The organism is Zavarzinella sp., from assembly GCA_041399155.1.
In the GTDB taxonomy this organism is placed as follows: domain Bacteria; phylum Planctomycetota; class Planctomycetia; order Gemmatales; family Gemmataceae; genus JAWKTI01.
In genome coordinates this window covers 301,546-322,607 of the sequence record JAWKTI010000003.1, presented here as the reverse complement: position 1 = coordinate 322,607, position 21,062 = coordinate 301,546, and the positions used below count along the sequence as shown (strand labels likewise).

At 50.6% G+C, this 21,062-nt stretch carries 16 protein-coding genes and 5 tRNA genes; 11 read left to right on the top strand and 10 right to left on the bottom strand.

Annotated features, from left to right (window positions below):
* Positions 1-81 precede the first annotated feature (81 nt).
* From R3B84_15490 to def, 5 genes are all read right to left on the bottom strand, one after another.
* Positions 82-154 (bottom strand) — tRNA-Thr (locus R3B84_15490).
* Positions 155-272: 118 nt separating this feature from the next.
* Positions 273-344, bottom strand: a tRNA-Gly gene (locus R3B84_15485).
* A 7-nt stretch (positions 345-351) separates the two neighbouring features.
* Positions 352-435: transfer RNA gene (locus R3B84_15480), tRNA-Tyr, on the bottom strand.
* Positions 436-547: 112 nt separating this feature from the next.
* Positions 548-619: transfer RNA gene (locus R3B84_15475), tRNA-Thr, on the bottom strand.
* 183 nt (positions 620-802) lie between these two features.
* Positions 803-1,357, bottom strand: coding sequence for a peptide deformylase (gene def / locus R3B84_15470; protein ID MEZ6141970.1), 555 nt, complete (start codon positions 1,355-1,357; stop codon positions 803-805).
* 154 nt (positions 1,358-1,511) lie between these two features.
* Here def and R3B84_15465 point away from each other — a divergent pair, with 154 nt between their 5' ends.
* The 9 genes from R3B84_15465 to R3B84_15425 all read left to right on the top strand — a co-directional run bounded on the left by R3B84_15465 (position 1,512) and on the right by R3B84_15425 (position 12,284).
* Entirely contained in the window at positions 1,512-2,729 is a 1,218-nt protein-coding gene (locus R3B84_15465; protein ID MEZ6141969.1) for a deoxyguanosinetriphosphate triphosphohydrolase, read from the top strand.
* Positions 2,730-2,946: 217 nt separating this feature from the next.
* Positions 2,947-3,777 carry a sugar phosphate isomerase/epimerase gene (locus tag R3B84_15460; GenBank protein MEZ6141968.1) on the top strand — a complete coding sequence of 277 codons (831 nt, stop codon included), beginning with the start codon at positions 2,947-2,949 and terminating at the stop codon, positions 3,775-3,777.
* A gap of 193 nt (positions 3,778-3,970) precedes the next feature.
* On the top strand, positions 3,971-5,005 hold the full coding sequence (locus tag R3B84_15455) for a DUF1573 domain-containing protein (protein MEZ6141967.1): 1,035 nt from the start codon (positions 3,971-3,973) through the stop codon (positions 5,003-5,005).
* 9 nt (positions 5,006-5,014) lie between these two features.
* Positions 5,015-5,296 carry a (2Fe-2S)-binding protein gene (locus R3B84_15450; GenBank protein MEZ6141966.1) on the top strand — a complete coding sequence of 94 codons (282 nt, stop codon included), beginning with the start codon at positions 5,015-5,017 and terminating at the stop codon, positions 5,294-5,296.
* Between the two features lie 132 nt (positions 5,297-5,428).
* Positions 5,429-6,457: a class I SAM-dependent methyltransferase gene (locus R3B84_15445; protein MEZ6141965.1), complete on the top strand. Its 1,029-nt coding sequence runs from the start codon at positions 5,429-5,431 to the stop codon at positions 6,455-6,457.
* The gene (locus R3B84_15440; protein MEZ6141964.1) at positions 6,454-7,767 is read left to right on the top strand and encodes an FAD-dependent oxidoreductase; all 1,314 of its coding nucleotides are present in this window, start codon (positions 6,454-6,456) and stop codon (positions 7,765-7,767) included. The genes R3B84_15445 and R3B84_15440 overlap by 4 nt, the downstream gene beginning before the upstream one ends.
* Positions 7,768-8,120: 353 nt before the next feature.
* Positions 8,121-8,936 carry an MBL fold metallo-hydrolase gene (locus R3B84_15435; protein MEZ6141963.1) on the top strand — a complete coding sequence of 272 codons (816 nt, stop codon included), beginning with the start codon at positions 8,121-8,123 and terminating at the stop codon, positions 8,934-8,936.
* 404 nt (positions 8,937-9,340) lie between these two features.
* The gene (locus R3B84_15430) at positions 9,341-11,821 is read left to right on the top strand and encodes a DUF4159 domain-containing protein (GenBank protein MEZ6141962.1); all 2,481 of its coding nucleotides are present in this window, start codon (positions 9,341-9,343) and stop codon (positions 11,819-11,821) included.
* A 109-nt stretch (positions 11,822-11,930) separates the two neighbouring features.
* Entirely contained in the window at positions 11,931-12,284 is a 354-nt protein-coding gene (locus R3B84_15425; protein MEZ6141961.1) for a hypothetical protein, read from the top strand.
* A 73-nt stretch (positions 12,285-12,357) separates the two neighbouring features.
* Here R3B84_15425 and R3B84_15420 read toward each other — a convergent pair whose 3' ends face one another.
* Complete coding sequence (locus R3B84_15420) at positions 12,358-14,004, bottom strand: formylmethanofuran dehydrogenase subunit A (protein ID MEZ6141960.1); 1,647 nt, start codon at positions 14,002-14,004, stop codon at positions 12,358-12,360.
* Positions 14,005-14,052: 48 nt separating this feature from the next.
* Positions 14,053-17,673, bottom strand: coding sequence for a hypothetical protein (locus tag R3B84_15415; protein MEZ6141959.1), 3,621 nt, complete (start codon positions 17,671-17,673; stop codon positions 14,053-14,055).
* A gap of 114 nt (positions 17,674-17,787) precedes the next feature.
* Between R3B84_15415 and R3B84_15410 the strand changes: the two genes are divergently transcribed.
* Positions 17,788-18,015, top strand: a complete 228-nt coding sequence (locus R3B84_15410) for a hypothetical protein (protein ID MEZ6141958.1) — start codon at positions 17,788-17,790, stop codon at positions 18,013-18,015.
* Here R3B84_15410 and R3B84_15405 read toward each other — a convergent pair.
* Positions 17,996-18,958, bottom strand: coding sequence for a DUF1559 domain-containing protein (locus R3B84_15405; protein MEZ6141957.1), 963 nt, complete (start codon positions 18,956-18,958; stop codon positions 17,996-17,998). The two genes, R3B84_15410 and R3B84_15405, sit on opposite strands and share 20 nt — an antisense overlap.
* Positions 18,959-19,155: 197 nt before the next feature.
* The gene (locus R3B84_15400; GenBank protein ID MEZ6141956.1) at positions 19,156-20,124 is read right to left on the bottom strand and encodes a DUF1559 domain-containing protein; all 969 of its coding nucleotides are present in this window, start codon (positions 20,122-20,124) and stop codon (positions 19,156-19,158) included.
* Positions 20,125-20,734: 610 nt separating this feature from the next.
* Between R3B84_15400 and R3B84_15395 the strand changes: the two genes are divergently transcribed.
* Positions 20,735-20,807 (top strand) — tRNA-Lys (locus R3B84_15395).
* On the opposite strand, the gene R3B84_15390 is transcribed toward R3B84_15395, so the two are convergent.
* Complete coding sequence (locus tag R3B84_15390) at positions 20,773-20,949, bottom strand: hypothetical protein (protein MEZ6141955.1); 177 nt, start codon at positions 20,947-20,949, stop codon at positions 20,773-20,775. The genes R3B84_15395 and R3B84_15390 overlap by 35 nt on opposite strands.
* Positions 20,950-21,062: the final 113 nt, after the last annotated feature.

Genomic DNA, 21,062 nt, shown 5'->3' with positions numbered 1-21,062 from the left:
TAAGTTAAAAGGTGTCCAGAGCGCTCCAACAAAACGGCGCTCCCACCGAGGCGGGAACATGCTAAACCTTTCGATCCCGAAAGCTGCTGATGGGATTTGAACCCATGACCTCTTCCTTACCAAGGAAGTGCTCTACCAGCTGAGCTACAGCAGCGATTTTTTGCCAGTCATTTCAGTGGGCAAAATAATTGACACGTCAATTATTAATCAATCAGTCATTCGGAATCACTGATCAACCCCACTTTCAACCCATGTGGCTTCGCAACCAGCACAGCGGGCGATGGGATTCGAACCCACGACAACCTGCTTGGAAGGCAGGAGCTCTACCACTGAGCTACACCCGCAAAAACCTGCGTGGAGAGGGATTCGAACCCCCGAAGGTCGGAGACCGCCAGATTTACAGTCTGGTGCAATAGACCACTCTGCCATCCACGCTTATATCGCTATGCAATAATATTATTGCTTCGCAATATCAAAATATTGTCACACAGTATTACTGTGCTTCTTCAACCAGTGCTGAACGATACCGTGATCGCACAGCATGCCAAGCTACTGGTGGGGATCGAACCCACGACCTACGGTTTACAAAACCGTTGCACTACCGCTGTGCTACAGTAGCGTTCAGACGTTGAACAAATATGCTTACGTCCTGACTACGTCCATGACAAGGGGAAACGGCCGGAACAATGAAAATTGTGCAGACTTTCCTCCCAGATATGGGCACTTTCAACCGTTCTTCATCAATTTTGTTTTACCAAATCATTCCTTTTTTGCCAATCGCACCCGATTCTGCCACCAATTTTCAATATTTTGGCTGCATTATCGGGTCGATTTTTCCTTTCGCCAGCAATTCCTGATACTCATCAATAAACGCCTGAACTTGCTTTTTACTGTTCAGGCGGGAAAGCATCACCATTTTGTCGATAAATAACTTTCCATCCAGGTGGTCAATTTCGTGCTGCCAGACCCTTGCGGGCAGTTCTTCGCACGTCATTTCGTACAGTTCGCCTTTCAAATTGTAGGCCTGTACCCGCACCGACTTAGACCGCTTTACTTTGCCAAATAACCCTGGAAAACTGAGGCAGCCTTCCCTTTCTTCCAGAATTCCCCCACCTGTTTCTACAATGACAGGGTTAATAGCCACAAATTCCTGATCTTTTTGCTCCGGATCACCAGCAAAATTCATCACAATCACGCGACGCCCCTCAGCCACCTGGGGTGCGGCAAGACCAAGACCTTCACGCTTGTACATTTGTTCCAGCATTTGACCTACCAAACGCTGCAGATCACCATCAATAGACGTTACTGGCTGGGCGGGGGTTCGCAAAGCAGGGTGCGGATAATTGACAATTTCCATCGGAAGCCATTGTGAAAGTACAGTGTAGATCTTATCGAACAAAACAACAATGCGGTAGCGATTTTAGCCACAATCGTCATTCCCGCGCAGCCTGTCTTGTTCTCCCTTCCCTTCAAGGGAAGTGGTTAGGCTGTTTTGAACCGGAATTGCATTGTTGGCTGCAGTCCGCTATTCTGGCCACATGGATTCTCTGGAATACGAATCATCGTTTTTGGCCAGCTATGCGATGCGGTCCCACGATAGCCGTGGGAGGCAATATGTAGAACCTGCCCACCCTTATCGTGCGATCTACCAGCGTGATCGCGAGCGCATCGTTCACTGCAGCGCCTTTAGGCGTATGGTGGGCAAAACCCAGGTGCTGGTGGGGCGAATTAATGATCATCACCGCACCCGCTTGACCCACACGCTGGAAGTTGCCCAAATTAGTCGCACGATTGCCAGAAAATTAGGCATCAACGAGGATTTAACCGAAGCAATTGCCCTGTCCCACGATATCGGACACCCCCCTTTTGGCCATGCGGGGGAACGTGCGTTGCACGAATGCCTGCGGCACCACGCGGGGTTCGACCACAATTTATATGGGCTGCGTCGGGTGGATTGGCTGGAAGATCGCTATCCAGACCACCCAGGCCTGAACTTATCGTGGGAGGTTCGTGAGGCGTTTGTGCAGCACAGCAAACGGAAAGATGTTGCCGAAGTGCAGGAATTTTTTGCCCACGGTGGGCCATTGCTGGAAGCCCAGTTGGTAGATGCAGCAGACAGCCTGGCCTATGACACCCACGATGCCGATGATGCCCTGGGCACTGGTATTCTGCAACTGGGCGATCTGGAAGAGATCCCCTTCTGGGCAGAAAGTGCCGCAATTGTGCGGCAACGCTTCACCAATATGACCCCCGACCAGCAACGGGTGGCCATTGTGCGGGAACTGATTGCTAAACAGGTGAACGATCTGGTGCGGGAAACGGAACAGCAACTACAGGTACGTCAGATCCGCACCCTGGCCGATGTTCGACAGTGCACGGAACCGCTGGTGCGATTCAGCAGTGAGCTGGTACCGAAAAAGAAGGAATTCCAGCGATTTCTGCTGCAGCATGTTTATCAGGATTATCGGGTTTTGCGACAGGCGAATAAAGGGCGGGAAATGCTGGTGGCAATGTATGATAAACTGGTTCAGAAGCCGGAATTGCTGCCACCGAAACATTTCAGCCGGTGGGAAAAGGCCCCCGCCCACATTCAAAGGAACCGCACCAGCCCCAGTTGGGGAATGGAACCATCGCTGGAACGAGTGGTAGTAGACTATCTGGCTGGCATGACCGACCAATTCGCCCGCACCGAATACACGCGCCTGTTTGAAACCAACGAAGACTGGTAATTTACCAGTATTTCTGTGAGGCCCAGGCTGGGGCTGTTTCAGGCCGGAGGACCTTACTTTCAAACCAGTCCTGATCCCAGCCCAGCTAATTTGGCGCAGTCTGTTCCGATTGTGTGCGGTGGGGTGGATTCACACTTGTTTTTAAGTTCCCTGGCAGCAAAATAGCCCCATTCGCAACTATTTCGTTTCTCTCCGAGACTTCGACATGAAAACTGGAATGAACCTGCTGCTTTGGTCTGGCTTTATCACCGAAGAGCATTTTCCCATTATGGCCGACATCAAGGCGACGGGCTTTGACGGTGTTGAAATCCCTATTTTTGATGGCGATCCCGCCCATTATGGCAAAATCAAGAAAGAACTGGATAATCTGGGTCTATCGTGCACCACAGTGACGATTGTTTCCCCTGAAACCAGTCCGATCAGTCCTGATGCAGGGGTGCGGAAGGCAGCCCTCGACCGCCTGAAGTGGGCGATCGATTGCAACCACGCACTGGGTGCCGAAAATATGGTGGGGCCGTTCCATTCCCCGCTGGGAGTGTTTTCTGGTCTGCCGCCCACCGAAGATGAGAAAAACCGGGCAGCCGATGTACTGCGGGAAGCGGCGGAATACGCAGTGCAGGCCAAAGTGCAACTGTGCATCGAATACCTGAACCGGTTCGAGTGCTATTTCCTGACCACCGCCGCCGATGCAGTTTCGCTGGTACACCGTGTAAACCACCCCAATTTCAAGACCATGTTCGACACCTTCCACGCCCACATCGAAGAAAAAAGTCAGGACTGGGGGATCTATCAGGTGGCACCCGTACTGGGCCATGTTCACATCAGTGAGAACGACCGTGGCACGCCGGGCACCGGCCAGGTGAACTTTTACGAAGCGATTTCGACCCTGAAACGGATTGGTTACGATGGCTGGCTGGTGATTGAAGCGTTTGGGCGGGCTCTACCCGACCTGGCTGCTGCAACTCGAGTCTGGCGCGATCTCTTCCCACATCCGAAGCAGGTGTACACTGATGGCCTGCAGTTAATTCATGGCTTGTGGAACGATTAATGGCGGGGCTGCAAAATCCGCACAAACTACCCATTCTGCCCTGTTTTGCGGGCTGACGAACTGATTTGATCCATTTTATCGTGCTAACGATTTCTTTTCGTCTATTTTGTGTGGATATCCCCACGGTACTTGAAAAACGAAGTAAACTATACTGTTAAGAAAACTCGAATCGGATATGCAGAGGGAGAACCTGATGCGGCAGTTTTGTTCGGTATTACTTCTGGGATGCACCTGTCTGGTGCTTTCTGCACAAGAAGGCGCCACCGGACCGTGGGCAAACAAGTTTTTTACCGGCAAAGATACCGCACCCCCACCTGTCATTCAGCACAACTTTGGCACCGTGCCACAAGGTACTGTGAAGGTGCACCGTTTTACCCTGTCTAACCTGTATGCAGTCCGCATGGATATTGTAGAACTGAAGCCCAGTTGCAACTGCATCAGCATTTCCGATTACACCCGCCAACTGGAACCAATGCAGAAAGGTTTTCTGGAAGTGAAGATCGATACTTCCAAAGTGACTGGCTTCAAGCGGGTATCGCTGCCAATTACTTTCGCAGGTACCGATCCGAAGACCAAAGAAGTTTTTAAATCTACTGCAGTGCTGGAACTGACTGCTGTCAGCCGTGCGGACATTGTCTACACCCCTGGGTCGATCAATTTCGGCCAGATCGCTGTGGGCACTACCACCCAGCCGAAATCGTTGGTGCTGACCTATCAGGGCACCGTGCCGAACTGGCAGATTGATCGCGTGACCTTTAATAAAGAGATGCTGGAAGTAACAGCGATCCCACGGTGGGGCAAAACCGGCAAACTGGAATATGTGATTACCGCCACGCTCAGCAAGGATGCACCCGTGGGCGATTTAGACGAGCAGATTACCCTGGAAACGAATGATCGGCAGAACCTGACGGTTTCCGTTCAGGCAATTGTGCGGGCACCGCTGAGTATATTGCCATCCAATAATATTGCATTTCAGAATATTATTGTGGGCGAAAAAGACTCACGCAACATTATTGTGCGTGCCAGCAAAGAGTTCAAAATTATCCGCATCGATGGCCAGACCGAAGAATTTACCGCCAGTCCCGGAATGAGCATCGGTGGGGTTTCGCAATCGGTTTCCATTTCCTGCCAGCCCGCCACTGTCGGGCTGAAAGAGCACAAACTGACCATCGTAACCGATCTGGGCAGTTTGGATGTTTCCGTTTCAGCGACTGGCGTTGCTAAGTAGTTACGCAGTATGGACTTAGATGACAACGTCTGCTTGTGCTTTCGCGTTTCCCGCCGGAAACTGGAAAAGTTTCTGCGCTTTGAACATCCCAAAGTAGCCAGCCAGTTATCCCAATGTGGGGGTGCTGGTACCGGCTGTGGCTGGTGCATCCCTTTCCTGCAAAAGATGTTCGACCGCTACAGCAAAGAACAATTGATTGAGCTGCAACTGCCCACGCCGGAAGAATATCAATTCCAACGGCAGAACTATCTGCGGGAACAAAAAGGTGCTCCAGCAGACGAAAAAGAATAGATTTTCATGAGTTAATTCTCATTTTGGCGTTATTTTTCATCAGAATCTCCCACTTTTCACCCATCCAGAAGGGATCTGATGGTCTATATTTGCAATGTACCCTCCTGTGACTCGCACGCACGGACTGCTTGAATGAATGTGATGACTCAATTGCCGGAAACGGAGCGATTACCCGCAACCAGGCCGCAAATTTCACCTACACTGCCAGGTTTAACATTAGTGCCCGCACATTGCTGCATATGTGGCACCGATGATGCAGAACCAGTGGGGCTTGGCGAAGATTTTGAATACCGCACCTGTCCGGATACTTTTCTGGCTGTGAAATGCCCCCACTGTGGGGTGGTTTACCTGAATCCGCGGCCGGATGAAGCGGAATTTGCCCGAATTTACCCGAACAATTACCACGCTTTCCAGTTTCAGGAAGAAGATTTTGGCTTCATTTACAAGGTTCGCTGCCGGCTGGAAGCCAAACGCCTGCTGAAGTGGTGCCGCAACCTGCCAGACAACGCCCAGATTCTCGATGTCGGGTGCGGCGATGGCTTCCATCTGAAATTATTGCAGCAATACGGCAAGTCTGGCTGGCAGTTAAGTGGTCTGGATCTGGATCCACGTGCGGTTGCTGCCGCCCAGAAACGCGGTCTTAATGTGCAGCACGGCGATCTGCACGAAGTAAACTTGCCTACACAGCATTACGACCGCATTTTTCTAATCATGACGGTAGAACATGTGGCCCACCCGGATCGATTACTCAAACGGGCGGCAGAATTATTAAAATCAGGTGGGCGACTGATTATTGTCACCGACAGCACCGCCGGGTTCGATTTTCAGATTTTTGGTGGCCGACATTGGGGTGGGTATCACTTCCCACGGCACTGGTATCTGTTCGATCGCGGTTCACTTGCAAAACTGGCTGAAAAAGCAGGCTTTCAGACGGTTTCGGTACGCACCGCTACCAGTCCGGTAAACTGGGTCTACTCCATCCATAATCTGCTGGTCGACTGGCAGGCACCGAAGTGGCTAGTGCGTCGCTTCACGCTGCATTCGCCCGTTTCGTTAGGAATCTTCACCATTCTGGATACCATGCTGAAATGGGTTGGCAAAGGATCGATCCTGCATGGAATCTTCGAAAAACCCCACCACTCATCGGAGGCAGTGCGATGAAACACCCCATAGTCATTCTCGGTGGGGGGCTGGCAGGTCTGACAGCAGCACGCTACCTGCGATCTCATCAGGTGCCATTCCGTTTATTTGAGGCAGGGCCAAAACTGGCCGGCCTTGCCCAGAGTTTTCACGATAAAGATGGCTTTACGTACGATTTCGGGGCCCACTTTATTACCACTCGCCTGGCAGCCGCAGTGGGGTATTCGGCGAACTGTCGTAATGTCCCAAGATACGGAGAAAGTGTCTGGCTGCGGCACAAAGTGGCCCGTTATCCCTTCGGTCTGCTGGCTCAACCACGTTACATGCTGAGTGCTCTGGCTTCCAAATTCAAAGGGCTATTGAATCGACACCCGGCTACCAATGTCGCTGATTGGTTTCGCGAAGCATATGGCGACAATCTGGCTCGTGAAATAGCAATTCCACTGACTGAAGCATGGTCTGGCCTGCCGGGCAACGAATTATCGCCTGCAGTGGGCAACAAAATGACGTCGGGCATTCTCCGCACCATCATGCTGCGGATGGCGGGCAGTTGGACAAAACGCACTGTCGCAGTGGGTTATGCCACCACGTTGCAGGAATCTCCCCACGTGTGGCATGTTTATCCCAATGGTGGGCTGGGGGCAATGCTGGGCCACATGGCCCGCGATGTGATGGATTCGGTGCAGACTAGTTCGCCAGTGCAGAAAATCTATGTGGAACAGGAACGCGTGGTGGGTGTGCGGGTAAACGAACAGGATATCCCGTGCAGCACCGTCATCAGCACCGCACCCGTGCATGTGTTGCCCAAACTGGTTTCCGGCACCACCACACTGGATGATCTGGCCCAATTCAAATACCGTGCGATGATTTTTGTGAATCTGCGGCTCAATGGACGTGGCTTGCTGCCTGATGTGGTGCTGTGGACTCCCGAAAAGCACCTGCCCTACTTCCGACTGACCGAAACCCCACTGTCGATGCCATGGAGTGCACCAGAAGGCTCCACACTGCTGACAGTGGATATCGGCAGTAAGGTGGGCGATGGCCATTGGACCATGTCCGATGATGAGCTTGGCAATTACTGTGTGGATCATCTGCAGGAATTGATTCCGGATATTCGCAGTCGCTATCGGGGCTGTCGAGTACTACGCACCCCACTGGCGTACCCGATTTATTCGCTGGAATATGAACAGCGTCGCCAGCAGTTTGCCCAGTCCAGTGGCATCGATGGTCTGCACAGCGTGGGCAGAAATGGTGAATTCGCCCACATTCTGATGGAAGATGTTTATTGGCGCACCCGCCGCAAGCTGCAACAGGTGGTGCAGCATCAGTAAACACGCTGGTGAGAATTGTGTTGCTTAGAGCGGTTTTCAGTATTTTGAGTTCAATTCGACGAATCTTTCCTTAGAGACAATTACTTAATGCTGTAATTCTTGTAGTGAACAACAGGAATTGAGCTGGCTGGATAATAAATTTGGCCCCTTCAGGGCCAAAAGACAATAAGCCTGAAACAGCCGTGATCACAAATGTTCGAAAACCGCACTAGCTTACTTTCTTGCCGGGCACCAAGAGATGTTAATTTACTCCTTCTGACGGGTTACAGTCGGTTGCATGTTGCTATAGACTATTAATAGCCAGTTTGTACTTCTGGCATGTAACGAGTGCGTGCAATTTGCAGGAGAAAACCATGAAAATAATCTCATTATTTTCAGTATTGTTTGGCTTAGCCACCATCTGTTCAGCTCAGCCAAAAGATGCGGACAAGCAATTCACCGTGCGTTGGTATGGCCAGGCTTTTTTCACCATTACTTCACCTTCCGGGCGAGTGGTGGCATTTGATCCCCACGTGATGGAAGAGTTTCCTCGGGAAGGTAAGGTCAAAGCAGATATTGTCTGCCAATGTCACCCCGATGCGGACAAAGATCGTCTGGAACAAAGCATCGAAGGTGCTGATACCGGTAAAGTGAAAGTATTTCGTGGGTACAAAAAAGCAAATCCTGGTAAACCGTGGGACTGGAACCTGATCGACGAAAAAAGTGCAGTGGGCGAGGAAACCTATCGGATACGCACCGTTGGGAATTATCGAGATGCACTAGAAGGGAAAAAGTGGGGCAAAAATTCCACATTCGTGGTCGAGATGGAAGGGGTCACATTCTGCCACCTCGGCTACCTTGGCCACACACTATCGAAGGCAGAAATCGAAGCAATTGGCCCAGTTGATGTGCTCTTTGTGCCCGTGGGCGGTGTCTACATGATCAATGGTGAAATGGCACGCGAAGTTGTTTCTTCATTAAAACCGAAGCGATATCTGTTTCCGATGGCCTATGCATTCAACGGACAGCCAGACACACTGCTTAGTGCGGACGAATTTCTCGATGGCCTGGATCCACAGGTGAATGCCACAACAACAAACCACTTTTCTTTTGGCCTGAGTCAAAAGCCTGCAGCACCGACGACGGTGGTTCTGGGTTGGAAACCAGGCACCCCAGTTGAGAAAAAGTAACCGATTTTGCATTTCTGTACACTATAAATTCTCCCGCAATCTGTGGGGGTGATCGCTATTTTGCAAAAATTCCCAAAATTTTTTCTATTGTCACAAATTCTTTCAAATTAAGAACTTGTGGCATATTTTCTGAGGCTGTGTTGCAACAAAACTGAACAAAATTGCATTTTATAGAATTCTTCTGGATATATTAATATAGAGTGAAATAATTTCCATGCTCAATCTGGCATTCGGATTTGTTCACTGGCGATGAAGCTTTGCAAGGTACTCCCACCTGATGAGACAGTGGGGAAAACACCTTTCCTGGGCAGGACTGCCTGCCACCAGTGACAGCGGATTTTGCTCCACACCTGGTTAGGGAATCGCCTACAATTAGTTAAGTAAGTTTGCGAGGGAATAGTACGATGAAACCACTGATCTGTCTGCTGACCATCAGCATGTTCGCCGGAAGTGCGTCTGCCGAAGAGGCACTGGCAGCCCGCGTGCGGCAATCGATGGATCGTGGCATCAAATTCCTGAAGGAACAACAACGCTTCGGTGGGGGCGACCGTTGGGATTGGGAATCCAGCACCATTACAGTGGCGCAGCCAGGCGGACCATCGTGCCTGGCAATGCTGGCCCTGCTGACTGCGGGTGTTCCCACAGACGATGCCGTGGTAAAACGGGGCCTGACCTATATTCGCAGCCTGGTCCCGATGCACACGTACGTGGTGGGCCTGCAAACAATGGTGCTGCAACAGGCCGGTGATGTCCGAGACTTGAACCTGATCCAGCGTAACGTCAATTGGCTGATTGATGCTGCCGTCACCAAAGGCGGCAAACTCGGTGGCGGAGGCTCGCTGCAAGGCTGGACGTACAATGCTACCGAGCGTAGCTGGAGTGACAATTCCAATACGCAATACGCCATGCTAGGTCTATGGGCTGGCCAGGAAGCAGGCGCCAAGGTCGATCGCAAAGTATGGGAAGCAATTCACAAATACTACGTCGAAAGTCAGGTGCCTGGTGGCCGAAATCGTGAAGGTCTCGATCAGGCAGGCTGGGTTTACAACAACAATGCGGATAACAAACTATCACTGACGATGTCCGTCGCAGGATTGTGCGGCCTGTATATTTCCAACCAGGAACTTGGCGAAAACCTGCAAGGACTAGATACGAAGACAGGAATTGCCAAAAACTGTGGTGTCTACCCCGATGATGATGCACTGGCGAAAGGCCACCGTTGGGTGGGGGCAAATCTGGCTTTCACACTTACACCACATTCGTTTTACAATGTCTATGGCATCGAACGGCTGGGGCGTTTATCTGGCAAACGCTTTCTTGGCGATGCCGACTGGTACCGCGAAGGGTGCGAGCTGTTAACAGGTTGGACGCAGGATGGGAAACGCAAAGTTTCGGACCTGAACCAGAAACCAGGTGGGGAATGGGGCTCTGGCAATGGCATTGATGGTGACTCGATAATTTCCACCAGTTTTGCCTTATTGTTTTTGTCAAAAGGCCGCACGCCGATTTTGATTAGCAAGTTCGCTTACGATAAACAGGGAGATCGCCCGGGCATTAATTCCGGCTGGAATCGCAAGCATTCCGACACCAGGCACCTGGTGGAATATTCTTCGCGGGAACTGTTCAAACGCCAGCCACTTGCGTGGCAGAATTACGACCCCCGCCTGGCCGATCTGACCAACAAGGCAGTATTTGATGATGAACTGGCCACGTTGCTGCAATCACCTGTGCTGTATATCAACGGACACGAAGCACCCCAACTGACAACGGCCCAGAAACGCTTGCTGCGTCGCTATGTGGATGAAGGTGGCTTTATTATGGCCGAGGCGTGCTGTGGCAGTCCGGAGTTTGCGAAAGGCTTTCGAGAGTTGATGGCAGACAAAGAAGTATTTGGCGATGAATCGCCGTTGCTGCCATTGGCACCAACGCACCCAATCTGGTCTTCCCACACGTTGATTCCGGCAGAAATGTTTCAAAGTGAAAAAATCCCGGAAGCACAACGCATCCATGCGATTGAACGTGGCTGCAAAACGGTGGTGGTGTTTATCCCACAGCCATTGGCAGGTTTCTGGGAAGATGGCCAGTTGATGCCAAAGCCCAATGAGATTGTCGTCAATACCGATCGGGCCCGGATGGCCTATCGCCTGGCGGGAAACATCATTGCCTACGCCACTGGGCTGGAACCACCCCGCCCTCGCCTGGATAAGCAGAAGATCCTGGACAACGACCAGAAAGTACCAAAAGGTGCTCGATACCTGATTGAACTTGCCCAGATTCGCCACGATGGTGGCGACTGGCAGCCAGCGAAAAATGCGATGCGAAACCTGGCACTGTATGCCCGCGACAAGTTTCAGCTGGATGTATCGCTGGCCAAACAGGAAGTTCGTCCTGGACGTGGCCCGGAACTGTGGGCCCATAAGTTTCTGTACATGCACGGCAAAGGGCGTTTTACCATCGATGCGAACGAAGCAGAAAACCTGCGTGCCCATCTGGAAGCAGGGGGCACCCTGCTGGCCGATGCCTGTTGTGGCAGCAGTGATTTTGATAAAGCCTTTCGCCAACTGACAGACAAAGTGTTTCCGGGCGAAAAGCTGGTGACCATCCCGGAGAACGATCTGCTGTATAGCGCCGAATTGAATGGCCAGCAGATATCCCAGGTGCGTGCCCGGCTGGAAAAGAACGATGGCTCTGCTGAAGCGAACTTCCGCGATGTCAAGCCGATGTTGGAAGGGATTAAACGCAACGACCGCTGGGTAATCATTTACAGCAAGATCGATATCGGCTGTGCCCTGGAAAAAAACCGCTCCAGTGCCTGTAAAGGCTACGACCCGGAAAGCGCCTCCCGTCTGGCCACCGCAGCACTGCTCTATTCATTGCAGAAGTAGACTGTAGTTGATTCAATTCATGATAGTTTTCGTTGATTAGAAAGTAGAAAAAGTGGCAAATATATGATATCGTAGATGAAATAACTGACCCAATTAATCTGGAATCAACATGTTCATTATCTGGGGAGAGAAAGATTATTTTGAAAAATTAGGTGTCGTCGCAGATTTTTGTCCTTATTGTCAAAGAGTACATGCATTTTCAATACAAAAGCGATTTATTGCCTTTCATTTATACTGGATTACGATCGGTGGATGGACTCGAAAAGAAACGTTAAAGACATGTTGGAATTGCGGTTATCATTATCTTGCAAGAATAAGGGATTATCGTGACTTTATTCCAGAAACTGAAGCCGAACAAACTAAGCTAAGTCAAATAATTCGGCAAACCAACCCAGAGATGCTTCAATGGTATCGCAATCCACCTCGAAGGTATCGAACCTATTCTGATTATGATGAAGAGTGATTTGCCGCCATTGTTGTTGGTGATGTAAAAACATTATGTAGGTAATATCGGATCCATAGCTACGCAATTTTCATCACCCACATTTTACAGGAATGGTGCCGTGGGGCAGATAATCACTGGTCACAGGGTAGTTTGCCAGCGACAATGAATAATTGTTCGCAAACCAGGGGGTGAATTCCTGCAGGAAATCGGTCTGAAATGTGGGTTGAACATGGATCGTTTTGCCGAAATATTCCCGCACATATTCCCCATGGTTGATAATGACAGCACCTGACTTGATGACATACCGTGGGGCTTCGAACATCGATTTGATATTTGCTTGCGGTTGATAAATGGTGATATCTCCATCCGCACCCCAGCCCAAGTGGCCTTTGTTGGGTAGACCAAGTAACTTTGCAGGGGCGGCCCGCGTGATGATTGCAATTTCTTCGAAAGAATAAACACGGTCGAGGTCGTGGATGCATGATTTACCGCGGATTGCTTCTGGCAGCCGAGCCAGCACTTCTTTGCGATAGGCCAGGTCCATCAGCACCGCAATCATTTCCGGATAGGCGGTAAAACTGCCACCATTGGGGTGATCGGTGCTCATTGCAATTCGCCAGGGGTCCTGCATCAGCAGGTACCATTCGACACCAATGGCCCACTGCAGTGCGTGTACGGTGCTTTTTTCGCGATAGACAATCGGGACGATGCCGCACCCGGCTTCGCATTCGGTTTCGCTGTTAAACCACTTGTTGCCCGTTACCTGGTGGAGATAGTTACCCAGCGGACCATCACCCGTCATAGAGGTGGTATGCCCGAAGACCACGTGGCCCACATCAATACTCAGGTTGGGATGGTCGTTCACATAAGCAACCAGGTCTGGCACGCGAGAGCAAAATGTGCTTTGATCGTCTGGCTCCCCACCATAACTATGGAATTGAATGTGAGTCAAGTGGGCACGACTACCTTCCAGTGCCTGCATCGTCTGCAAGGTGGTTTGCCAGTTCCCAGGCAACCCCAGTTGGTTACAGTGCAGGTGCATCGGGTGGGGCAACTGTAGACGATCGGCAGCACCGGAGATCTGCTGAATAATATCACGTGGGGTAATGCCATAACCCTCTACCACGCTATCCAGCACGGTCTGGTGGGCCCAACCCAGCTTCCAGTTTTCTACCCCACCTGGGTTGACCACTTTCAGTGCGTAGCCATAAGTAGCCTGAAGCAACCAGCCCAGATAGGAGGTCAATTCTTCTGGCCGACGCTCCTGAATCAGCTTCATTGCGTAGGTGTTATTACCCGCCAGGATGAAACAGCCTTTGTCGATGGCGGGTGTATCATGAAATTCTTCGTGGGCATGTCGGGCACCGAGTGCAGGCACGGCTGCATCAAAAACAGTGGTATACCCCAGGCCCGCGTAAAGATAGCCCGTGGTAAAGGTAGTGGGGGTAACACCTGCGGTGCCACTGCGCTGCAACCCCTGGGCGACACGAGGCTGCAAGCGTTGCCGTTCTGGGCGTAGTTTGCGTGCGTAATTCACCTTCGGCCCCGCAATGTGGGCGTGCATGTCCACGCCACCGGGCATCACGATCATGCCACTGGCATCGATGATCTGATCTGGCTGTTGTTTGATTTGCGGTGGCGGGATGATGGTGCCACCCAGCACCCACAGATCACCCACGTAGCGGGTGGGGTGATTTCTGGGATCGACGATGGTGCCATTGGCGATTTTCAGCAGCATGAACAGGACTCGCCGGTTGGGTGGGTTACCTGGGCTATCTTACTGAAATCAGGCAGATAATTTGAGCATCGGTTCATCGCTGGCCGATCCATCGAGGAATTTCAGGAACTTGTCCCAATTGGCTTGATCCTTCGGCATTTGTTCTGCCATTTCTGCCAGTGCCTGCAGGACATCGCTGAGATCCTGAAATCGGTCTTCCGTGGGAACAATAATCCCATGGTCGCCTGGGAATCGGCCAATGAACTGTTGCACCGGTGCGATCAGGTCGGTTCCTTTCGTGCCTTTTTTCCGTTGATTTGCAGTGGCCCAATAAGCAGCCACTTGCCCCATCGCCTTCAGATCATCCAATGCTGTGGGGTCTTCCTTACCACTCACGGGGTGCAGCCAGGCTGGCTCGCCCACGCCCTGAATCCGCACCACACCATTGGCTGCAAAAATGATATCCGTGTGGGATAGATTGCCATGGTACAGGCTATGTTCGTGGGCGGCGTGCAGGCCACGTGCCAGTTGCAGAATCAGCCGATACCATACCCCAGGCATTGCCACTACGGGTGGGCAATCGCTGGATAAAAAGCCCCGCACCCATTCCTGCAGCACCGCGGGCCGATCCTGGATATCCAGAATCTCCAGTGTGCCCACCAGATTCGGGTGGGCGAGATCCCGCAATGCCACAAACCGCTGCACAAATTCATCCGGGTGCAGCGCATCCACCATTTCAACATCGCTGAGATGTCGCAGCAAGCGGGTAGTTTGGGAACCAGGGCGGTCTTCCACCTGAGGATCATACACTCGATAAATTGATTCCCGCGTGTTACTGGTGAGGCGATCGATCACACGAAAACGCCCCAGGATCAGGCCGGACAGATTGTTCGATTCAATTAACGCCAATTGATAGAGCGTTAAATAACCGCCTTGCAACAAAATCTGTCGCAGGTTTTTCCGGCTGCGCTGGGTTTCCTGCCACAAGGTTTCCAGTGTTTCGCGGTCGATTAATTCCAAAGAACGTAGTCGTTCCCCCAATGCCTGATCGTTTTCTTCCAACTCAGCGTGGATCGGAATAATCACCGGTTCGCCTGGTGTGCTGGCTGGCACCTCTTCGGCCATCGGAATCGCCCGATTGCTTGCACGGTGGCGAGACCACTGGCTATCGGCAATTTCCCGAAACTTCGACCGAAACCACTCCCGCATATCGTGCAGGTGGCGATCGACTTCGGATCTCTTGAGATCGATTTCCTGTTCCTGTTGCCGAATAATTGCTGTTTGTGCCTGCAATTGCTCTGTTGCGGCATCGACCTGCTTTTTCTTTCGATCAACTTTTTCATTCCCACTTTGCAGGTGATTGCGAAGTTCGGTGAAACGTGCCTGCCATTCAATCAATTGTTGGCGGAACGTGGAAACCGCCAGACGATGTTCTGAACGCGACTTGTTCAACACCTGCTCCTGTTGACGCAGGCGGGCATAATCGGTCTGAATCTGACTGCTGACCAGATTCAGTTCTTCGTTGGAGCGTTGTGCATATTGATGCAGTTCTGCCAATTGGGCCCGCAAGGCTTCGCGAGCCTGACTTGTTAAGTCGAGTGCGGTTTTTGCACGATTTTCCAGATCGGGCATCTGATCCAGTAGTTGGGCGGATTGTTCGGAGAGCATTTGCTGCAATTCGGCAATCTGCTGGCGGTTGACTGCCAACTCCTGCTGGGCTTTCTGGTGCTCTGCCTGGAACTCCTGTTTGGCCGCTTCCAGTTCTTCCCGCTGTTGGGCAATCGTCAGTTCCGCATTCTTTAATTGTTCATCGCGCTGGGCGATTTCGGCCAGTTCCGCTTCGGAAAGCTGTCTGGTGTCGGCCAATTGTGCCTGCAACTGCTCCAACGTGGCTGCCCGTTCGGCCAGACTGCGGGTGTGCTCATCCAGTTCCTTTGCACGCAATTCCAGAATTGATTGTTTCTGGGCTAATTCCTCCCCACGGGTGCGTAGTTGCTCCTGAAGCTGGGTATTTGCCTGTTGTTCCTCTTCCACCTGTGTGGCACGTGCGGTCCAGGTGGTACTTTCCTGTTCCAGGTGACGCTGGGTTTCCAGCAGACTCTGTGCCCGCATCCGTAACGACTGAGCTTCCAGTTCTTGTTCTCTGGCGTTTTCCTGTAATTCCTGCTGCAATTGAGAGAGCATTTGCTCCTGTTCGGCCAGATTTTCTTCCGCCACCCGCAGTCGCTCGGTGGCTTGCTGCATTAAGGCAGACCGCTCCTGATAAATGCGGTAACTTTCCGCATGTTCATCCCGTTCGCCAGCCATTTGTTCCCGCAGCAATTCCGCCTGCCGCAATTCCGCCTGCGATTGCTGGGCGATGGTGGTCAATTGCAACCTTTCCTGCACCAGTTTCTGTTCATCAGCTTCCAGACGCTCGCGGGCCTCTTCCAGTTGTGCTCGTACGGTAGAAAGGCTGAGTTGCTGGGCTTCCAATTGTGCCCGCTGCTGCACAATTTCCTTGTGTTCAAGTTCCAGTTTGTTCTGCCACTGGGCTAGTTCCTGTTCTTTCTGGATGGCTGCCTGTTCTCGCTGGTCGAACAGTTGTAATTGCTCCTGAAATTCCAGCACACTTTCTTGCAGTTGGACGCACCGCTCCTGAAAAGCAACCACTTCATTGGTGTGGGTAGCTTCTTGCTGTTCCAGTGCGGCCCGCTGGCGATCGATACGCACCAGATCGGCTTGGTATTGTTGAGATTCCCGGGCCGCCTGTTCCGCCAGTTGACGGGCTTTGGTTTCCTGTTCCCCCACTTCCCGTTGCTGGCGGTGCAGTTCTGCATCTTTCGCACGGTACTTTTCAGCGAGCGTCTGCTTTTCCAGTTCAAACGCGGTCTGCAATTGCTGGAAGGCGGCTTCTCTTTGCTGCAATTCTTCTTCTTTTTGTGCCAACTGCTTCAGACGTGGGTCGATCTTGCGTTGGGATTCTTCAAATGCCTGCTTGCGTTCCCGCAGATCCACTGCCGATTCCCGAATGGCCAGTTGCATTCGCTCTAATCTTTCCTGGTGGGAACGGTATTCCTGATCGAGTTCTTTGCGAATCTCGGTGCGAATCTGTGCCACATCGAGTGGGGGAACAGGTTCAGGCAACTGTTTTGCCAGTTCAATCTTCTGTTGAGCTGCTTTGATCTCTTTTTCAATCTCTTCCCGACGCCGGTACCACAAGAGGCGATCTTGTTCCAATTCCTCAGTGGCTTCGAGAAGTTGTTTCTCCTGGTGCTGCAGCAACTTTTTTTGATGAAGAATTTCTGAAAAAAGTTGTTCCCGCTGTTGCGAAATGTCTTCCTGGTCGTCGTCTGATGCCCAATGTGCAGGCATTCCTGCTTCATTTGCAGGCAATAATTTTAGAAAAGACCCACCGATTTGCAGCTCGTCATTCTCATTAATGAGTAGCCCTTGGGGTGCATTGACGGGTTTTTCATTAATTTTAATGAGAAAATGTGGAGCCAGTTTGCGTAGCACTAAACCTTGAGATGTGGCACGCAGGATACAAATCTGCTCTGGCAAGCCTGTTCCGGGTAGGCGTAAGTCGCACCCTGGGATGGAACCGATGAGAAATTCCTCAGAATCGACATCGAATACCACAGGTTTGGAGGAACCGTGGCGATATTCCAGGCGATACGAAGGAACCGAGTTGGAATTCTGGTGTACCAAGGCTAATCCTTGCCTAATTATTCAGCAGCCGTGCTAATTTGGCGGCACTGCACGTGCGCAGCAATGCCCCACAGGTATTTGAGCACATTTAGGGATATTTGACAAGGGAAAGTATTGGGCAAGAAAGTGAAGTTCAATTACATCTTGGGTGGTGGGGGTGGGATCGGCGGAGGAGCAGGTGGCTCGCCTGGTTTTGCACCTGTGCTAGGAGCAGGAGCCCCTGAACCCGAACCAGATGATGAATCATCACATCCGATGTTCACCATAAACAAGCTTGCAACAAGCAAGCTGAAGAGAATCTTCTTCATAAAACTCCTAAAAGTTAATTACCCAGCAGACTGAAGTCAATGTTTTGACCATCAAATCCACCTGAGGCGTACTGTTGTTGGTACCAACGAGTGCTATACCAATCGGTTGCAGGACCAGTTTTTCTGAGTGCCCGCACCGAACCATCACCCCAGGCAAAGTTTACAACACCAGTGTGTTTACTACCAAATGACCACCAACCTGTAGTTGCAGGCAGACCCCATGCCGTAGGTAGTGCACCTGCACCTGCCCACGAGGCACAATAATCTCGCGTGCCTGGACTATTACCGCCAATAATTTCGCCAACAAACACCGTATTTGAACTACCATCAGTAATAGTAGCTACAGTCGACTTAGAACCAGCGAAGAAAACACCTTTCCATTGTCCCCAGAAAGGATCAGGCACATCACCCAGAGCACCTGAACTGCCAGTGTAGTTTGTACGGCCTAAAGTCGGTAATGCCCCACCAAATGCCCCACCATTGAGAGAACCATTAATTGTGAAAAAATAAGCAAAAACACCCACACTGGGAGCAACCGTCCGTGCATCGTCTGACGGACAATAAAACGATTTAATATGGTTGTTCGCAGCAGTCCAGGAGCCACCACCATACCACACGTTCATTGTTGTTGGCTCAAATCGGTCTGCTTCGATCAAGCGGTGAATGTTCTCCTGTTCCATAAAAGGCAACAAGTATGCAAGCAGGCCAATATAACTGCCACTTGTTCTGGCCCCTGTTGTTCGGTTGTATTCCAAATTCAAGCCTGGGGGCAGATACCCGTACTGGGAATCATAATTGTGTGCAGACAAAGCAATTTGCTTCATGTTGTTAGTACAGGTGCTGCGGTTCGCCGCCTCACGCACCTTTTGTACAGCAGGAAGCAATAATCCAATCAGGATGGCGATAATGGCGATGACGACCAGTAACTCAATCAAAGTGAATGCACTTCGACGACTGGACAAGCGGGAACCGTACATGTGTCCTCCAAAATAATGACCAATGAATGCTAGAAAGGTGGAATACCCACCGCAAGCCAACAATAATGTTAGCCCACAAAAATTGTTCTTTCAACAAAATTTCATCTGATCTTCAAATTTTGTGATAAAAACAATCTGTTTGCTAATCTAGCAAATCAAAGGCCAAAGAAGGATTCATGAGAATTAAAACTAATTCATTAGTTGCCGATCAATGATACATCGTAGTTCTGACCATCGAAGCCGCCAGATGCATATTGTTGCTGATACCATGCGGTAGTGTACCAATCGGTACTGGTGCCGCGTTTTCGTAACGCCCGAACAGAACCATCACCCCAGGCCATGTTTACCACACCGGTGTGCTTGCTGCCAAAAGAATACCAACCAGTTGTGCTTGGCAGACCCCATGCTGTAGGCAGTGCCCCTGCGCCAGCCCAGCTTGCACAGAAATCTCGAGTGCCGGGACTCGTGCCACCAATGATTTCACCAACAAACACTGTATTAGAACTGCCATCAGTGATAGTAGCAACAGTTGTCTTAGAACCAGGATAAAACACCCCTTTCCATTGCGACCATGGAGTAGAAGGCGTGTCGCCTAGAGCACCTGCACAACCGGTGTAGTTCGTGCGGCCCAAAGTAGGGTTTGCGCCAGCAAAATAGCCGCCACGAAGCGTCGTACTAAACGTGTAGAAATAAGCAAATACACCGCTCGAAGGTGCTACAGTACGAGCATCATCAGATGGACAATAGAATGATTTGATGTGATTGTTTGCCGCAGTCCAAGAACCGCCACCATACCAAACGGAACCAGTAGTTGATTCAAATCGATCCGACGGAATCAAGCGGTGAATGTTTTCCTGCTCCATGAATGGAAGTAGGTATGCCAACAAACCAATGTAGCTTCCACCGGTACGAACACCTGTTGTGCGGTCATATTCCAGGTTAGTCCCGGGTGGCAAGTAACCGTATTGGGAATCAAAGTTGTGTGCCGACAAAGCAATCTGCTTCAGATTGTTGGTACAGGTACTGCGGTTGGCAGCCTCACGCACTTTTTGCACGGCAGGAAGCAACAAACCAATCAAAATGGCAATAATTGCGATAACGACAAGCAGTTCAATCAGTGTGAACGCTTTCCGACGACTTCGCGTCCGGACAGAAGAAAGATGCATTACCCACTCCAAAAAAAATTACGAGAAAAGGCGAATCAAGTGGTAGATCGTCGCAAAATTATGAGAAAAATAATCTTGTTTGCAACAAACTTCCCCAAATATTAACAACTTGAAAAGTGCTCTGCAAGCAAATAATGACAAAAATTTAAAATTGTTTTCACAAAATTATTGGCAAAAATGAGCAACAGTTCATTGCCTGCCGCTGATTTGGCACCAATTGCTTAAATTTTCAGCACATCCACTCACATATCGGGCGTTTTCTACCCGAAAACCACTTTTAAAGTTAATATTTCTTCACGCAGCAATTTTTGCGCCAAAGAATGACTGCTGGCACGATTTATCTGCAATTGCATAAAAATGAGAATTGTCCCTTTCTCATTTTTGGATTCCGATGGCCGGTTTCGACCAGGATATCCGAACGAGCATGATAATTTTCATTCGATGGAATCCAGATTGCAATGCCTTGATCGCCAGTTCGCGTTTGGTAATTGCTTTCAAAACTGCAATGAACCAAAATGAAAAGGCAGTGAACCTTCCTGTGTCGAATTTGCTCAAAATGAAAAGAAACCACTGTGCGTCCACCCCACAGTGGCGTATAGTTACTTATCCAGCCCTTCTAGCTCAATTGGCAGAGCAGCTGACTCTTAATCAGCGGGTTTCAGGTTCGAGTCCTGAGAGGGGCATCTGGTTGTATGTACATTTTTCGGCAATGTTCGGCAAATTACTGCTAACTTCTTGATCCAAAAGCACTTGCGACGATTTCTGTTCTACTTTGCTCAACTCTTCTGCATCCTGCATGGCCGCATTTTGGGCCTCATTCAGCATCTTTTTCAGTTATGTTCTTATCTCTGGTGTATCCGGATGATCCGATCTCTCATTCCTGAATAGTGTCCGTCCTGAGGGTGCGAACCGGAAATCGGCATTTATCCCAGTACCTG